We start from the raw sequence: 16280 nt of genomic DNA, 5'->3' as shown, positions 1-16280 counted from the left end.
ATTGAGAAATATACAATATCTTCTACGCATTAATTTCAATACTTTAAAATATTGTTTTAAGCCTATGGTTTTTACCATGTTTTATCTCTTTGTTTTGGGGTGTACTACAACCAATTCCACAGATAAAAGTAATAATTCTAGGGAGCGAATTTCAATAAATGAAGGTTGGAAATTCATGAAATATGAATCGGAAACATTGGCCGACAATCTCATTTATGATATAAGACCTCACATTGAAAATGTTGATGACACCAAAGAAGCGGATTCCAAACCAACCGAAGCTGTTGAAATAGCTACTTCTTCCGAAGTTCTAAAACCCTATATTTTACCAACCGCTAATCCTTTTATTAAGGACAGTAACAAGCATCACAAAAGACCTCAGGGTAATCCTGGTAAAAACTTTCCTTTTGTGCAAACTAATTTTGACGACAATACTTGGGAAACGGTGGATTTACCCCATGACTGGGCCATTAAAGGTCCTTTTATGAAAGGCGATGATTCTGAAGTTGGAGGAGGCATGGGACGGTTACCTAGTAATGGTGTGGCATGGTACAGAAAGCAATTGGAAATTCCCGAAACCGATAAAGAAAAATCTATTTTTTTGGATATAGATGGAGCCATGTCCTACGCTATGGTATGGCTTAATGGTCATTTGATTGGTGGTTGGCCCTATGGTTACAATTCATGGCAATTGGATTTAACACCATATATCAAATTTGGAGGAAGTAACCAACTAGCAATTAGAATTGATAACCCAAACCATTCCGCGCGTTGGTACCCTGGAGGTGGGATTTATAGAAATGTTTGGCTTACCAAAACTAACAAAATTCATGTTGGTCAATGGGGAACCTATGTCACTTCCAAAGAAGTTTCTAAAGACTCCGCAACCATAGATTTTGAAATAACTATCGACAATGATGCCTTGAGTAATACAACTGTTGATGTCGTAACAGAAATTTATCCCTTGGAAAATGGCTTCAAAAGATTAGGATTAAGAGCTGCGAGCATCAAGGAAAATAACATAATCCTAAACTCTAACAGTCGCAAAACAATAAAAGGATCCGCCGTCATAAAACATCCAAAATTATGGGGACCGCCACCAACCCAAACACCAAATCTTTACAAAGCGATTACAACCATTCATTCTCAAGATGGCACTATTATAGACAATTATGAAACTGTTTTTGGCATTCGCGAAGTTATTTTTGATGCCGACAAAGGACTTATAGTGAATGGAGAAACTATAAAAATACAAGGTGTTAATCAGCACCATGATTTAGGTGCTTTAGGGGCAGCCTTCAACCTAAAAGCGGCCAAACGTCAATTGGAAATCCTAAAAGAGTTAGGATGCAATGCCATTAGGATGGCGCACAACCCTCCTGCTTCAGAACTTTTGGAGTTAACAGACCAAATGGGATTTTTGGTAATTGATGAAATATTCGATAGCTGGGAACGTAAAAAAACACCACATGATTTCCATCTTATTTTTGATGATTGGCTTGAAGCCGACACACGCTCTTTTGTACGACGAGATAGGAACCATCCTTCCGTAATATTATGGAGTTTCGGCAATGAAGTTGGAGAGCAGTATACAGATGAAGAAGGTGCCAAAGTGGGGGCTGAATTAAGTGCTATTGTAAAAAACGAAGACCCCTCAAGGCCAACTACCGCCTCAATGAACTATGCCAAGCCCAACATGCCCTTCCCTTCCATTATGGATGTTATCAGCTTAAACTATCAAGGAGAAGGTATTAGAGATGCCCCCGCTTATGCTCATCTACAAGGTATCAAAACGTCCCCCTTGTACCCTGCCTTCCACCAAGCATTTCCAAACAAAGCTATTATCAGCAGTGAAACGGCTGCGGCATTAAGTTCGAGAGGAACTTATCTGTTTCCAGTAACAGGAGATATTAGTTCTCCTATTTCAAATGGTATTGGAGGGGATCCCAAAACTGGTTATGTGAGTTCGTATGAATTGTATACTGCCAATTTTGGATCTTCCGCAGATAAAGTATTTGCATCGCAGGACAAACACCCTTTTGTAGCAGGGGACTTTGTCTGGTCCGGATGGGATTATTTGGGAGAACCTACTCCCTACTATTCTTCTAGAAGCTCCTATTTTGGACTTATTGATTTGGCAGGCTTTAAAAAGGACCGTTTTTATTTATACCAAGCCAGATGGCGACCTGATTTACCCATGGTACATATTCTTCCGCATTGGAATTGGCCAGAACGTATCGGACAAATTACTCCTGTGCATATTTTCACCTCTGGAGATGAAGTAGAATTGTTTTTGAATGAAAAATCCTTGGGACGCAAAAAGAAAGGACCTTTTGAATACCGTTTACGTTGGGATGATGTTGTATATAATCCGGGAACCCTAAAAGCTGTAGCTTATAAAAATGGCCAATTTTGGAGTGAAGAAACTGTTCACACCACTGGGGAACCTTCAAAATTGGACTTAAAAACAGATCAGGACGATTTGTTATCAAATGGAAAAGACTTGGTATTTATTACAGTAAAAATCACAGACAACAAGGATCTTTTTGTGGCCAATGCCAACAATCTCATATCCTTTACAATTGAAGGCCCTGGTGAGATAGTTGCCACTGACAACGGAGATCCAACTGATTTGACCTCCTTTGCTTCCTCAGAAAGAAATGCATTTAATGGATTGGCTCTGGTTGTTATTAAAGCAAAGAAAGGGGCTAACGGCCCAATAAAAGTAACAGCGAATTCTAGTGGTTTACAGAGTGGTTCTGTAACCATAAATTGCCAATAAACAGGATCACGACTATTTACCTATAATCCAATAAAAAAGGAGTATAAATTTTATACTCCTTTTTTATTTATATGTTTTGAAATATTAGGCTTCCGGTTCCTCATTTCTACCTCCAAACAAACGCTTTCTAAAACCACTGAATAAAGCCACAGCTCCAACGGCAATAACTTTCCAAAATTTTAGAAGCAATGCAAAAAAGCCTGCTTTAGCCAGTACCTTACCGGCAATAAGTCCACCAATTCCATAGGCAGCCACTTCGTCTAAATCAGGATTAAAATCGGAGTAGCGATTTCCTTCCGAAAATCTTACACTCTCAATAATTTGATCTCTGTCTCGGTTGAATGTATCCAACATATCGATATCCCCAATGGCATTCAAATTAAGGTATCCCTTTCTCCCCAGCACTCTAATGTTATAATTCAACGTATTGATATCTGTTCCTTCAAAATGTATTTCCTTTGCCCAGTGCAGCTTTTTAGTCACATTATCATAGTACGGTGCAGAGGCCCATCCTACCAATTCCATTTCGCCATACCCTTGTGCCACACGCTCTGGGTTACCTGCTTTGATATCTTCCTGCATTTCCTCTAAAAGATCGTCATAGTCCAAATCTTCAGCATCTTCATCTTCAATATAACCTTCTTCGGAATACCCTAATTCTACGCAATAGGTGAAGTTATCACTAAGAGGAAACATGTTCTCTGGAAATAACAACCCTAAGGTTTCACTTGGTGGATTTTCCCAAAGCTCTGTAAGCACGTAATTACTTTGTTCTGGATCTAGATATTTAAAGCCTTGAGGGACTTCCAAAGTGGCAATGCCATCCTGCAAAGTGATTGTTCCCTTTTGAAATTCAAAGGAATTGTTGATGCTATCTGTGTAAAACTTTACAACATCCAAGTCAAAGGAAATGGTGTCAGTTTCAGTTTGGGAATAGCCCAACTGTAATAGCATTAAAAAGCATAGGTTAAGTAAAATCTTTTTCATGATTTAAGATTAGGTTTGGTTATTGTTAAAGAGTTGAAATATAAAAAAATAATGTCCCCTTTTGACCAATAAATCTTAACAAATAAAGAAAATACTTAACCTATGAATATAACTTAATAAGTGTCAAACCTATAACACATTATCCATAATCTCCTGAACTACCTCAGGGTTTAACAATGTGCTTGTATCTCCAAGATTAGAAGTGTCGTTACTCGCAATTTTACGAAGAATACGACGCATGATCTTACCACTTCGTGTTTTTGGCAATCCTTGGGTAAACTGAATTTTGTCCAATTTCGCAATAGGTCCAATACGATCGGTTATCAATTGGTTGATCTCCTTACGAAGGTTCTCATGGTTTCTGCTTTCACCCGTATCTTTCAAAGTTACATAACCATATAGCGCATTTCCTTTCACATCATGCGGGAACCCAACAATTGCGGATTCTGACACTGCAGGATGTTCGTTGATGGCGTCCTCAATTGGTGCTGTTCCAAGGTTATGTCCAGAAACAATAATTACATCATCCACTCGACCTGTGATACGATAGTAGCCAACTTCATCTCGCAAGGCTCCATCCCCTGTAAAATATTTATTTTCAAAAGCAGAAAAATACGTGTCCTTATATCTTTGGTGATCTCCCCAAATGGTTCTGGCCATAGAAGGCCAAGGGAATTTAATACACAATTTACCATCTACTTGGTTGCCTTTTATTTCCTGTCCATTGTCATCCATTAACGCAGGTTGCACCCCAATAAACGGCAAGGTGGCATAGGTAGGTTTTGTAGGTGTTACAAAAGGAATTGGCGTGATCATGATGCCTCCTGTTTCAGTTTGCCACCAGGTATCAACAATAGGGCTTTTCCCTTTCCCTATGGTATCGTTATACCAGTGCCAGGCCTCTTCATTGATAGGCTCACCAACCGACCCCAACACTTTCAAGGAAGACAAATCATATTTATCAACCAATTCCACACCTTGTTTTGCTAAAGCTCTAATGGCCGTAGGCGCGGTATAAAATTGGGTGACTTTGTGTTTCTGAACAATTTCCCAGAAGCGTCCAAAGTCAGGGTAACTTGGCACACCTTCAAACATTACGGTGGTGGCGCCATTTGCCAACGGTCCGTAAACAATGTAACTATGCCCCGTAATCCAACCTATATCTGCGGTACACCAAAAAATGTCATGTTCTCTATACTGAAACGTGTTTTTAAATGTGTAGGCTGTATACACCATATAACCAGCCGAAGTATGTACCATCCCTTTTGGTCTTCCCGTAGATCCAGAAGTATATAAAATGAACAAAGGATCTTCGGCATTCATGATTTCTGCTTTTCCCTCTTTGGAAGCCTTATCCAATAAAGGTTGCAACCAATGGTCACGACCTGCTTCCATATGGACCTCTTCATTGGTGCGTTTGGCTACCAAAACACTTTTCACGGAAGGACAGTTCTGCAAGGCTTCATCTACAATTCCTTTTAAATCGATGGTTTTTGCTCCTCGATACGAACCATCTGCAGTAACTACCAGTTTACATTCACTATCGTTGATTCTTGTAGCTAATGCTTTGGAAGAAAAGCCTGCAAATACCACCGAGTGAATAGCCCCAATTCTAGCACAGGCCAAAATGGAAATTGCCAATTCAGGAATCATCGGCACATAAATACATACTCTATCTCCTCTTTGAATGCCCTGTTCCTTTAGCACATTGGCAAACTGATTAACCCGTTCATAAAGTTGTCTGTAGGTAATGTGTTCTGCAGGTTCACTTGGGTCATTCGGTTCAAACAGAATCGCGGTTTTGTCCCCTCTCGTAGATAGATGTCTGTCGATACAGTTTTCTGTTATGTTCAATTGAGCCCCTTCAAACCATTTTACTTCCGGTTTGGCAAAATCCCAACTAAGGACTTTATCCCATTTTTTCCGCCACAAAAAGTGTTCTTCTGCAATTTCTTCCCAAAAATTTTCTGGTTCCCTTACCGACTTTCGGTACACTTGGTAATATTCTTCTAAATGTTTTATATGATAATGACTCATGTATTAAAATTTGTATCCCAATTTTGACAAATTGAGAGAATTGATTTGGTTCTAAGGTATAAAAATTATGTTTAGAGACAGTTCTTTTTCTACCGACAACATTTTTCTGTCGACGGAAGTATCCTACCCAAAAGATTAATGATAAATCCTACTCTTTTTTATTGAAAAAGGCTTCTTCCGCTTCGGTCAACAACCTTGAATGAATCAAAAACCTGACACCCAGAGGTATTTCCAGAGAGAAACTAGCCCCTCTTCCCTCAGTGACATCTATTGTTAAATGGGTGTGTTTCCAATATTCAAACTGATCGCGATTCATATAAAAAGGAAGGTCCTGCAGATAGCCCAATAGCACATCGCTCTCATCAATATACATGTCTTCTTTTTCTAAAATCATTGGCGAAGACCCATCGCAACAGCCACCACTTTGATGAAAAATAAGCGCTCCATACTTCTGCTTTAGTGTCTCTACTATTTCAGCGGCCTTTTCTGTAATTGCTATTCGTTCCATAGTTATAAGATAAAAAAAAGGCTGACTTTGGGGACATCAGCCTTCTTCAATTGCTATCAATTACTTCTAAAAAAAGCCTAGTTTATTCTTATCATAAGAAATGAGCATATTCTTGGTTTGGCGGTAATAGTTAAGCATCATAACATGGTTTTCTCTACCAAATCCTGATTTTTTATAGCCTCCAAACGGTGCATGCGCAGGATAGGCATGGTAACAGTTTACCCAAACCCTACCCGCTTTTATTGCTCTAGGAATTTGATACAATTGGTGGGCATCACGTGTCCATACACCTGCTCCCAAACCATAAAGCGTATCATTGGCAATTTCAATGGCTTCAGCTTCGTCCTTGAATTTCGTCACACAAACTACAGGGCCAAAGATTTCCTCCTGAAATACGCGCATCTTGTTGTGCCCTTCCAAAATGGTTGGCTTAATGTAAAATCCGTTAGCAAAATCACCATCCAACTTATTGGCCTCTCCTCCCGTGAGTACTTTGGCACCTTCTTCTTTCCCTATTTTTAAATAAGATTGAATCTTTTCATATTGATCATTCGAAGCCTGAGCTCCAACCATTGTACTAGTATCATAAGGATTCCCTTGAACGATGGCGTTGGTTCTTGCAATAACGCGCTCCATAAACTTATCGTAGATATCCTCTTGAACCAACAATCTAGAAGGACACGTACAAACCTCCCCTTGGTTAAAGGCGAACAACACAGCACCTTCAATGGCCTTGTCTAAATAGGCATCATCTGCGTCCATCACACTATTGAAGAAGATATTGGGGGATTTACCTCCCAATTCCATAGTCACAGGATTTAAGTTTTTAGACGCATATTGCATGATTAATTGTCCTGTGGTGGTTTCACCAGTGAACGCTACTTTATCCACTCTTGAACTCGATGCCAAAGGTTTTCCTGCCTCTGGTCCAAAACCATGCACTACATTAACAACACCAGGAGGAAACACATCCGCTATTTTTTCCATCAATAAAGTAGCTGAAGAAGGGGTTTGTTCGGCTGGTTTCAACACCACGCAGTTCCCTGTAGCCAAAGCTGGTGGTAATTTCCATGATAACATTAATAGAGGAAAATTCCAAGGAATGATTTGCCCCACCACACCAAGTGGTTCTTTAATATTCATGGAAAGTGTATTGGCGTCCAATTCGGAAGCCGTCCCTTCTTCTGAACGAATACAAGCCGCAAAATAGCGCCAATGATCTACCGACAATGGCACATCGGCATTTAAGGTTTCACGGATTGGCTTTCCGTTATCGCAGGTTTCCACCAAAGCAAACTCTTCCAAATTGGCTTCAATAATATCGGCTACTTTGTTCAATAATAAAGAGCGCTCAGTGGCCGAAGTATTGCCCCACGCTTCTTTGGCTGCATTGGCCGCATCCAAGGCCAATTCTATATCCTCTTTTTGTGATCTAGGATACTTAGCGATTAAGCTATTATCAATTGGTGACGTGTTTTCAAAATAATCGCCCCCAACAGGTGGCACAAACTTGCCGTTGATAAAATTGTGGTAGGTGTCCTTAAATTTTGGTTTAGAATAACTCATTTTTTTAACTTTTTAGGTTTAACTTTTAAACAACTCCAAATCAAAACGTTACAAAACAAACTGAAATTGTCATGTTTACAATATGAAGCATAAATATTTGACTATTGTGTAACTTTTATAAATATATTTTACCATATTAGCAATTTATTGAACATAATTATCATATTTTTGAACAAACCTATCATTTCAACCTTTTTTTGAATAATTTGAAAATCACGCTATGAATTCCTTGTTGAATCAACATAAAAAACACAGGAAACTAACCACACTTGTAGAGAACAGAACAACCTACAATGCGGACTATGCCGAATTGAATATTTACGAAACCCACGCCTATGCAGAACAGGTTTCCTTAACATTCGATTTCCCAATTATTGCCAGTATGCTTACAGGTAAAAAAGTGATGCATTTGGATGGCATGCCTGCCTTTGATTTTTATCCGGGTGAATCGGTAGTGATGCCCACCAACAAGGAAATGGTTATTGACTTTCCTTTGGCAACCGCTGAAAGCCCAACACAGTGTTTGGCTTTGGGAATTGATGAAGGCAAAATAGATGAAGTGGTAGAAAAGTTTAATCAAAAGGTGACCATTGAGAATGAAAACAATTCATGGAAACTGAATGAAACGGCCTCTCACCTAATCAACAATACCGATGTAAACCATTTGGTGGAGCGCTTGGTGTATACTTTTACCAATAGTAACAAATCCAAAGATGTGCTTTTGGATTTGATGATCCAAGAGTTAATTGTAAGGTTATTACAAACAAAAGCCAAGGCCTTTTTACTAAATGACCCTGACCATATGTTTAATGATACCCGTATTGGAATGGTCCTTAAGTATATTAAGGACAATCTTACCAACAAGGATATAACCGTAGATTTATTGGCTGAAAAAGCCTGTATGAGTACCTCACATTTCCATAAGAAATTCAAAAATACCTTAGGTATTTCCCCTATAGATTACATAAACTCCGAAAAAATCAAGTTCTCGAAAAAGTTAATGAAGGAAGTCAAGGATTTTAGAATGTCTGAAATTGCATTTAAATCAGGGTTTAACAATACCAGTTATTTCAACCGACAATTCAAAAAACTGGAATTGATGACACCGCAACAATTTAAAGCCTCTATCACCAAGTAATTATTGCTTTAAAAAGTCTGCAAACCATTTTGCCGAAGCTTTAGGTGTGCGCTCCAAAGTATCAAAATCTACATAGTGCATTCCAAAACGCTTGCTGTAACCTGACGCCCATTCAAAGTTATCCATAAAAGACCAAGCGAAGTAGCCTGTTAGGTTTACCCCCTCTTCAATGGCTTTGGCACATTCTTCCAAATAACCTTTAAAGAATTCCACACGCTTTTCATCGTTGACTTCTCCATTTACAAGTTGGTCGTCATAAGCACAGCCATTTTCGGTAATGACAATATTTGGATGGTCATAACGATCGGAAATCCAATGCAACAATTTCCTACAGCCCCAAGGCACCACAGCCCATTGCATTTCGGTTAATTCCCAATTGGGATCCAATGCTAAATTCACATCTTGATCCTCACTCAAACCTCCGTTACCATAAACCGAACCTGCATTAATTTGTTTAGCTTCCGAAGCCAACATGGTTGTATAATGGTTCAATCCAAAAAAGTCCGTGGATCCTAAAAGCATTTGGCGCTCCTTCTCTGTAAACTTAGGCAAACGATCTCCCAATCTGTCCTCCATACATTTTGGATATTTTCCAAAATAAATGGGATCTGCAAACCAAGCCAAGAAGAATTCCAAAGCACGTTGAGCGGCTTTTTGGTCTTCAACCGCATCGGTTAAAGGCTCTCTCCAATCACAATTATTGGTAATACCTATTTTCCCTTGTTGTTCCTTTTGAAATTTAGTTCTGTAAAGTTGTACCGCCTTGGCATGGGCAATCAAAATATGGTGTCCAGCCAAATAAGGCTCTGTATTCGAAATACGTCCCGGTGCAAACACGCCTTGACCGTAACCCAAAATAGCAACAACCCAAGCCTCATTGAACGTAATCCAATGTTTTACACGGTCTCCAAAACGCTCAAAACACAATTGGGCATAGTCCACAAATACATCGGCGATGTCCTTGTTAAGCCAACCGTCCATTTCCAACTGAAGTGCCAAAGGCAAATCCCAATGGTACAAAGTCACCCAAGGCTCTATGTCATTTGCCAAAAGCTCGTCAATTAACTCTGAATAAAATTGAATTCCCTTTTCGTTGATTTCGCCTTGTCCCTGAGGAAAAATACGCGACCACGAAATAGAAAATCGGTAGGCCGTAAGCCCCATTTGCTTCATTAGGGCCACATCTTCCTTCATTTTATGATAATGATCACAAGCAACATCGCCCGTATCTCCTTCAAACACTTTGCCCGGTATTTGGCAAAAAGCGTCCCAAATAGATGGCCCTCGACCATCTGTATTCCATGCACCTTCAATTTGATAGGAAGAGGTTGCCGAACCCCATACAAAATCCTTCGGAAATTTCATTTTTCAGTAGTTTTTATTGAGTCGGCAAGTTATTTATTAATGCGCAGACATGGTAGTAATATTTTGTCAAAATTGAATAAAATATAACAGCAATAGTCAGAAACTTTCTCTAATGTCCCTGCGCTTCTTTGGCACCACTCGGAATTCTAATCAATTCCACAATTTCCTGAACATCCTCTGGCGGTGCTTTTGTAAACTTCATGATGACAATAGACACTACAAAATTGCAGAGCATCGCAATACTCCCAAAGCCTTCAGGAGAAATACCAAACCACCATTCACTTTTATCCGGAAGCTCTTCATCCAACCAACCCAATTTGTATTTGATCATGTAGAATAGCATTAAAGAAATCCCCACAATCATTCCTGCAATAGCCCCTTCTTTGTTCATTCTTTTATTGAAAATCCCCAAAATAATAGCAGGAAAAAAGGAAGCGGCGGCCAACCCAAAAGCCAAAGCCACAACAGCCGCAACGAAATCTGGAGGATTGATACCGAAATACCCAGCCACACAAACCGCACCAACAGCCGATAATCTTGCCGCGATGAGCTCTCCATTTTCAGAAATGTTTGGTTTGATGATTTTTTTGATCAAGTCATGAGATACTGATGCCGAAATCACCAACAGTAAACCTGCAGCTGTAGACAAGGCCGCAGCCAATCCTCCGGCCGCTACAAGGGCAATCACCCAATTGGGCAATTTGGCGATTTCTGGATTTGCCAAAACCATAATATCATTATCAACCTTGAGTTCATTTTGAGTTTCATCTGCCACATAATTGATGATTCCATCATTATTTTTATCCGTAAAGGAAATTAAACCTGTAGTTTCCCATTTTTTGAACCAATCCGGAACAGAAGCATAGGCTTTATTCGACACCGTTTCAATCATATTGGTTCTAGCAAATACCGCCACAGCTGGAGCCGTGGTGTACAAAATAGCAATTAGCAACAATGCCAATCCTGCCGATTTACGGGCATCCTTTACTCGTTTCACCGTAAAAAACCGAACAATCACATGCGGCAATCCAGCCGTTCCAACCATTAAGGCCAAAGTAATAGCGAAAACATCCGTCAAAGACTTTGAGCCGTTGGTATATTCTGAAAAGCCCAGTTCGGCACTGAGGCCATCCAATTTATCCAATAAATAGGTTTCGGAACCATCCGCCAACTGACTTCCAAATCCCAATTGCGGAATCGGGTTTCCCGTCATTTGAATAGAAATAAAAATGGCAGGAACCATAAAGGCGAAAATCAAGACGCAATATTGAGCCACCTGTGTATAGGTGATGCCTTTCATGCCTCCCAAAACAGCATAAAACAAGACAATAAGCATCCCGATGATCACACCGGTATCAATATCCACCTCCAAAAATCTCGAAAATACCACGCCCACACCACGCATTTGTCCTGCCACATAGGTAAAGGACACCAACAAAGCACAAAACACGGCCACGATTCGTGCGGTTTTAGAATAATAGCGATCGCCAATAAAATCTGGCACAGTAAACTTCCCAAACTTTCTGAGATAAGGCGCCAACAACAAGGCTAATAACACATAACCTCCAGTCCAGCCCATAAGATAAACGGAACCGTCATACCCACTGAAAGAGATGATTCCTGCCATGGAAATAAAGGACGCCGCACTCATCCAATCGGCAGCGGTGGCCATTCCATTGGCCAAAGGAGAGACACCTCCACCCGCAACATAAAATTCGTTGGTAGATCCTGCCCTGGACCAAATAGCAATGCCTATATACAATGAAAAAGTTACTCCCACCAAGATATAGGTCCACATTTGCACATCCACTGTCAAAAAGATATTATTCATCATAGCCATACTTTTTATCCAATTTGTTCATCAACCTCACATACACGAATATCAAAACCACAAATACATACATGGAGCCTTGTTGGGCAAACCAAAACCCTACTTTAAATCCACCAATTCTTATGGCATCCAATTCCTCTTTTAATAAAATTCCGGCACCATAGGACACCGCGAACCATATGGCCAACAAAATGAGTACATACCTAATGTTTTCTTTCCAATAGGCTTTAGATCTTTCTTTATTATTCATTTGATTTTAGTTTTTGAAGATATTTTTGCAATTCTTTCACGACTCTAAGTGCCATGATCAACGTGGCAATCATCGTGGGGAATGCCATCAAGGCAAATACCCCATCTATTAAATTGATTACTAGATTTAACTTAGTGGCAGCACCAAGGATGATACTTCCTATATAGAAATAATTGTAATAGTGTTTTTTATCGGCTCCAAACAAAAAGGACATGCACTTTCCTCCGTAATAAGAATAGGTAAACAAGGATGAGAAGCTGAATACGGCAATACATAATAAAAGAAGATAAGTTCCTATATGCGGAATTGCCTCTGAAAACGCCATGGCAGTTAAGGATACCCCATCTACATCTGAAGATTGCCACACTCCTGTGACCAAAATGGCTAGAGCTGTTAAAGTACAAACCACCAAGGTATCAATGGCAGGACCTAACATAGCCACTAGACCTTCTCGCACAGGTTCCGATGTTTTGGCGGCACCATGTGCCATGGGGGCTGTCCCTATTCCAGCTTCGTTGGAAAAAGCGCCCCGCCGAATTCCCAAAAGGATCAATCCACCGACCATGCCTCCCAGAAAAGCATCACCCTTAAAATTATTGGCAGCGAAAGCATCTGTAAAAATCATCAGTAAATATTTGGGTACTTCCTTAAAATTCACCGCAAGAATGATCATGACCAAACCAAAATACAATACCACCATGCCCGGCACCAATTTGGAGGCCGTTTGACTGATACGTTTCAATCCTCCTAATACCACCAAAGCCGTGATGGATGCCAAAACAATTCCCAAGACAATTTTGGATTTCCAATCTACAGAAATCCCATTTGGAATCAACAAAATATCATTGATGGCTTGCGCCAATTGGTTGGCATTAAATACTGGCAATGCTCCAACCAAACCAGCCATACTAAAGAATACAGCCAAAGGTTTCCATGACTTTCCTAGTCCTTCTATGATAAAGTACATAGGCCCTCCTTGCAATTCACCTGCACTGTCCTTTCCCCTGTACATTATGGCTAAAGTGGACGTAAAAAACTTGGTAGACATCCCAACCACAGCACTAATCCACATCCAAAACACAGCTCCAGGACCTCCTATAGAAATGGCAACCGCCACTCCCGCAATGTTTCCCATACCAATAGTTGAAGACAATGCTGTGGTCAAGGCTTGAAAATGACTAATTTCTCCAGGATCGTTAGGATTGTCATATTTTCCCCTTAAAACGTGAACGGCGTGACCAAAAAGCCTAAAGGACATAAATCTAGATAGCACCAATAAATACAAGCCTCCCCCTATTAACAATATCAATAATGGCAATCCCCAAGCAAGCGAAGAAAAGTCGGAGACGAGTTGGTTAAGTTGGTTCATATTGGCTTTTGTGGATTATAAATGTAAGAAAAGCCAATGAATATTTTGAACTTTATATTTTTAGAGCTACACTTCTTTAAGGATACTTTAATTATAATCCCATTTTTTTATAAATCAAACATAAACCCAAAACTGATACGCATGGCATCCCGTTTAAACGTATCGTCAAAATAGATGCCGTCAATATTTCCATCGAAATTCACGGACTTCACCCCATAGTCAACTTCCAAGCCTAAAGTCATTCTATCATAAGCATCGTACATCAGGTTAAGAATACCATAATAATGTCTATGACGGAAATCTCCTGCGATATAGTCTAATTCAGCTTCCGATTCATCAATAACAACATAGCGTTCGGAATCATCCGTACTATAACGTGTGTACCCAAAAACTGCATTGCCGTGCAGCTTTTCATTGAAAAAATATTCATAAGTAACCCAGCCTCCAAAGGCCAAAGTTCCTTTGAAATCATTCCCAACGGCAGGGTATCCATCATATCCAAACCCTGAGATGGTTGTGAGATAAGAAGAGATTCCTTCACCTCCAACCAGTTGAAATTGGAAACAGTTACGACCTACGGTATGCTTACCACTAAATGTTGCACCATAGCCAAAAAAGTTATCAACTTTATCGTTGAGTTTATATTTAATGTTCCTTAAAATAGATGCCAAACGCAAATGTCCCCAAGCCTTCTGATAGGTCATTGCAAAAGTGACGTCTGGTGTAGACTGATGTGTATCATCCAAAAAAGGCTGAATTTCCTGAAGGGTGAAATAATCATCTTGAGGCGCTTCCAGGCTTATTTCGTACTTCCATTTTTCATCATTGAAAGTATTCATATATTTCACATGAGGGTTACGAAGCCAAATTCCAGAAGGAGGCCCTTCCAACTCCATAATATTGGGCCAAAGATCTTCATCCCCAAAATTGTTCCAGTTTTGCCCTATTTGCCAATGCTTACTTTCCACATAGGCTTTCCTTAAACGTACATGCCCATTGCCACCCCAAAAATCGGATTCTACTATGGCCTTAATCTTTTGCCCATCTGGCATCACAATAAAAGTTGACCACCTAATCTGGGTTTGGTACATATCCACATTAAGACTTGTTTCATCATCATCTCCAAATACATTGATATAACCAATATTAAAAGTGTCATTCCCCTGAAGTCCTCCAAACAAATCCAAATAACCATTAAGTTTCATATGCACCCCCATACTACTTTTAAATTTGGGAGCACCATTAATAGAATCTTTAGAGGTTATGGTGAGATAGGGATCTTGTGCGAAACAATCTGTGGTAAAAACAAGGCACAAAAAAAAGCTAAGAATATTGAGTGGTTTCATGGTTAATTAATTTACGATTAAAGTTAAAAAAATTAACACACAAACCACACTAACTTACTCTAAAAGAAAAAGGTAGCCTTAAAAAAACTACCTTTTATAACATCCAAAATGGAGTATTGTTTTTATTTTAAATATTCCAAAACATTAGCTTCTATCCTGCTTTGAATATCGCTTACATCTGCCTTTACGAAAGTTTCTCCTGTGATGTTTTCGAAAAGCTCAATATATCGTTCACTTACCGTTGTAATGTACTCATCTGTCATTTCTGGAACCGTTTGGCCTTCCAAGCCTTGGAATCCATTAGAGATTAACCATTGACGTACAAACTCTTTAGACAATTGCTTTTGTGCTTCTCCTTTTTCTTGACGCTCTTCATAGCCTTCAGCATAAAAATAACGAGAAGAATCAGGCGTATGGATTTCATCGATCAATACAATTTTACCTTCCTTGGTTTTACCGAATTCATACTTGGTATCTACTAAAATCAAACCTCTAGAGGCTGCGATTTCAGTTCCTCTTTGGAATAATTTACGCGTGTAATCTTCCAATACCAAATAATCTTCTTCAGAAACAATCCCTCTAGCCAAAATATCTTCACGGGAAATATCCTCATCGTGGTCACCTTGCTCCGCTTTGGTTGCAGGAGTGATGATTGGCTGTGGAAATTTACCATTTTCCTTCATACCTTCAGGCATCTCCACACCACATAACACACGCTTTCCTGCTTTATATTCCCTAGCAGCGTGACCAGACAAATACCCACGAATTACCATTTCTACTTTGAAGGGCTCACACATAGCACCTACCGCTACGTTAGGATCTGGAGTAGCTGTTAACCAGTTAGGCACCAAATCTTCGGTAGCTTTCATCATGTTGGTCGCAATTTGGTTTAAGATTTGCCCTTTGTATGGAATCCCTTTTGGCATCACCACATCAAAAGCACTTAAACGATCTGTTGCAATCATGACCAATTGCTCGTCGTTGATATTGTATACTTCCCTAACTTTTCCTTTGTAAACGCTTTTTTGTCCAGGAAAATTAAAATTGGTATCTATGATAGTATTACTCATAAGGTCTTAAAAATTGTCTGTATAGTTTGAT

Annotated in this window: 12 protein-coding genes; 2 read left to right on the top strand and 10 right to left on the bottom strand. The window is 39.6% G+C overall.

What is annotated here, in order from left to right; all coding sequences use genetic code 11:
* Nucleotides 1–76: 76 nt before the first annotated feature.
* Complete coding sequence (galB, locus tag BKM32_RS09940) at nucleotides 77–2782, top strand: beta-galactosidase GalB (protein WP_171971861.1); 2706 nt, start codon at nucleotides 77–79, stop codon at nucleotides 2780–2782.
* An 84-nt stretch (nucleotides 2783–2866) separates the two neighbouring features.
* On the opposite strand, the gene BKM32_RS09935 is transcribed toward galB, so the two are convergent.
* From BKM32_RS09935 to BKM32_RS09920, 4 genes are all read right to left on the bottom strand, one after another.
* Nucleotides 2867–3769: a DUF2167 domain-containing protein gene (locus BKM32_RS09935; RefSeq protein ID WP_076663676.1), complete on the bottom strand. Its 903-nt coding sequence runs from the start codon at nucleotides 3767–3769 to the stop codon at nucleotides 2867–2869.
* A gap of 129 nt (nucleotides 3770–3898) precedes the next feature.
* On the bottom strand, nucleotides 3899–5806 hold the full coding sequence (gene acs, locus BKM32_RS09930) for an acetate--CoA ligase (protein WP_076663675.1): 1908 nt from the start codon (nucleotides 5804–5806) through the stop codon (nucleotides 3899–3901).
* Between the two features lie 148 nt (nucleotides 5807–5954).
* Nucleotides 5955–6314 carry a DUF779 domain-containing protein gene (locus tag BKM32_RS09925; protein WP_076663674.1) on the bottom strand — a complete coding sequence of 120 codons (360 nt, stop codon included), beginning with the start codon at nucleotides 6312–6314 and terminating at the stop codon, nucleotides 5955–5957.
* Between the two features lie 66 nt (nucleotides 6315–6380).
* On the bottom strand, nucleotides 6381–7880 hold the full coding sequence (locus BKM32_RS09920) for an aldehyde dehydrogenase family protein (RefSeq protein ID WP_076663673.1): 1500 nt from the start codon (nucleotides 7878–7880) through the stop codon (nucleotides 6381–6383).
* Between the two features lie 220 nt (nucleotides 7881–8100).
* Here BKM32_RS09920 and BKM32_RS09915 point away from each other — a divergent pair, with 220 nt between their 5' ends.
* Entirely contained in the window at nucleotides 8101–9018 is a 918-nt protein-coding gene (locus BKM32_RS09915) for an AraC family transcriptional regulator (protein ID WP_076663672.1), read from the top strand.
* Here the strand turns inward: BKM32_RS09915 and BKM32_RS09910 are convergent, their stop codons facing one another.
* The 6 genes from BKM32_RS09910 to BKM32_RS09885 form a co-directional block, all read right to left on the bottom strand.
* Nucleotides 9019–10383 carry a GH1 family beta-glucosidase gene (locus BKM32_RS09910; protein WP_076663671.1) on the bottom strand — a complete coding sequence of 455 codons (1365 nt, stop codon included), beginning with the start codon at nucleotides 10381–10383 and terminating at the stop codon, nucleotides 9019–9021. It lies immediately after the preceding gene.
* Between the two features lie 109 nt (nucleotides 10384–10492).
* The gene (locus BKM32_RS09905; RefSeq protein ID WP_076663985.1) at nucleotides 10493–12193 is read right to left on the bottom strand and encodes a sodium:solute symporter family protein; all 1701 of its coding nucleotides are present in this window, start codon (nucleotides 12191–12193) and stop codon (nucleotides 10493–10495) included.
* A 13-nt stretch (nucleotides 12194–12206) separates the two neighbouring features.
* On the bottom strand, nucleotides 12207–12464 hold the full coding sequence (locus tag BKM32_RS09900) for a DUF4212 domain-containing protein (protein WP_076663670.1): 258 nt from the start codon (nucleotides 12462–12464) through the stop codon (nucleotides 12207–12209).
* A complete protein-coding gene (locus BKM32_RS09895; protein WP_076663669.1) occupies nucleotides 12457–13833 on the bottom strand; it encodes a sodium:alanine symporter family protein in 1377 nt (458 codons plus the stop codon). Before BKM32_RS09895 ends, BKM32_RS09900 begins: the two co-directional genes overlap by 8 nt.
* 107 nt (nucleotides 13834–13940) lie before the next feature.
* A complete protein-coding gene (locus BKM32_RS09890; RefSeq protein ID WP_076663668.1) occupies nucleotides 13941–15179 on the bottom strand; it encodes a hypothetical protein in 1239 nt (412 codons plus the stop codon).
* A gap of 122 nt (nucleotides 15180–15301) precedes the next feature.
* Nucleotides 15302–16249 (bottom strand): phosphoribosylaminoimidazolesuccinocarboxamide synthase, encoded by a 948-nt coding sequence (locus BKM32_RS09885; RefSeq protein WP_076663667.1) that lies wholly within the window; start codon nucleotides 16247–16249, stop codon nucleotides 15302–15304.
* Nucleotides 16250–16280 lie beyond the last annotated feature (31 nt).

The organism is Mangrovimonas sp. DI 80 (genome assembly GCF_001975575.1).
Lineage (GTDB): Bacteria > Bacteroidota > Bacteroidia > Flavobacteriales > Flavobacteriaceae > Mangrovimonas_A > Mangrovimonas_A xylaniphaga.
The sequence above is the reverse complement of the archived record's forward strand: the minus strand, read 5'-3'. Positions and strand labels throughout refer to the sequence as shown.

What these genes read in the sequence shown, in the direction of transcription:
- BKM32_RS09910 (WP_076663671.1), bottom strand. Translation starts at nt 10,383, where the DNA reads ATGAAATTTCCGAAGGATTTTGTATGGGGTTCGGCAACCTCTTCCTAT.
- BKM32_RS09900 (WP_076663670.1), bottom strand. Translation starts at nt 12,464, where the DNA reads ATGAATAATAAAGAAAGATCTAAAGCCTATTGGAAAGAAAACATTAGG.
- BKM32_RS09920 (WP_076663673.1), bottom strand. Translation starts at nt 7,880, where the DNA reads ATGAGTTATTCTAAACCAAAATTTAAGGACACCTACCACAATTTTATC.
- BKM32_RS09895 (WP_076663669.1), bottom strand. Translation starts at nt 13,833, where the DNA reads ATGAACCAACTTAACCAACTCGTCTCCGACTTTTCTTCGCTTGCTTGG.
- BKM32_RS09885 (WP_076663667.1), bottom strand. Translation starts at nt 16,249, where the DNA reads ATGAGTAATACTATCATAGATACCAATTTTAATTTTCCTGGACAAAAA.
- BKM32_RS09890 (WP_076663668.1), bottom strand. Translation starts at nt 15,179, where the DNA reads ATGAAACCACTCAATATTCTTAGCTTTTTTTTGTGCCTTGTTTTTACC.
- BKM32_RS09925 (WP_076663674.1), bottom strand. Translation starts at nt 6,314, where the DNA reads ATGGAACGAATAGCAATTACAGAAAAGGCCGCTGAAATAGTAGAGACA.
- BKM32_RS09935 (WP_076663676.1), bottom strand. Translation starts at nt 3,769, where the DNA reads ATGAAAAAGATTTTACTTAACCTATGCTTTTTAATGCTATTACAGTTG.
- acs (WP_076663675.1), bottom strand. Translation starts at nt 5,806, where the DNA reads ATGAGTCATTATCATATAAAACATTTAGAAGAATATTACCAAGTGTAC.
- galB (WP_171971861.1), top strand. Translation starts at nt 77, where the DNA reads ATGTTTTATCTCTTTGTTTTGGGGTGTACTACAACCAATTCCACAGAT.
- BKM32_RS09915 (WP_076663672.1), top strand. Translation starts at nt 8,101, where the DNA reads ATGAATTCCTTGTTGAATCAACATAAAAAACACAGGAAACTAACCACA.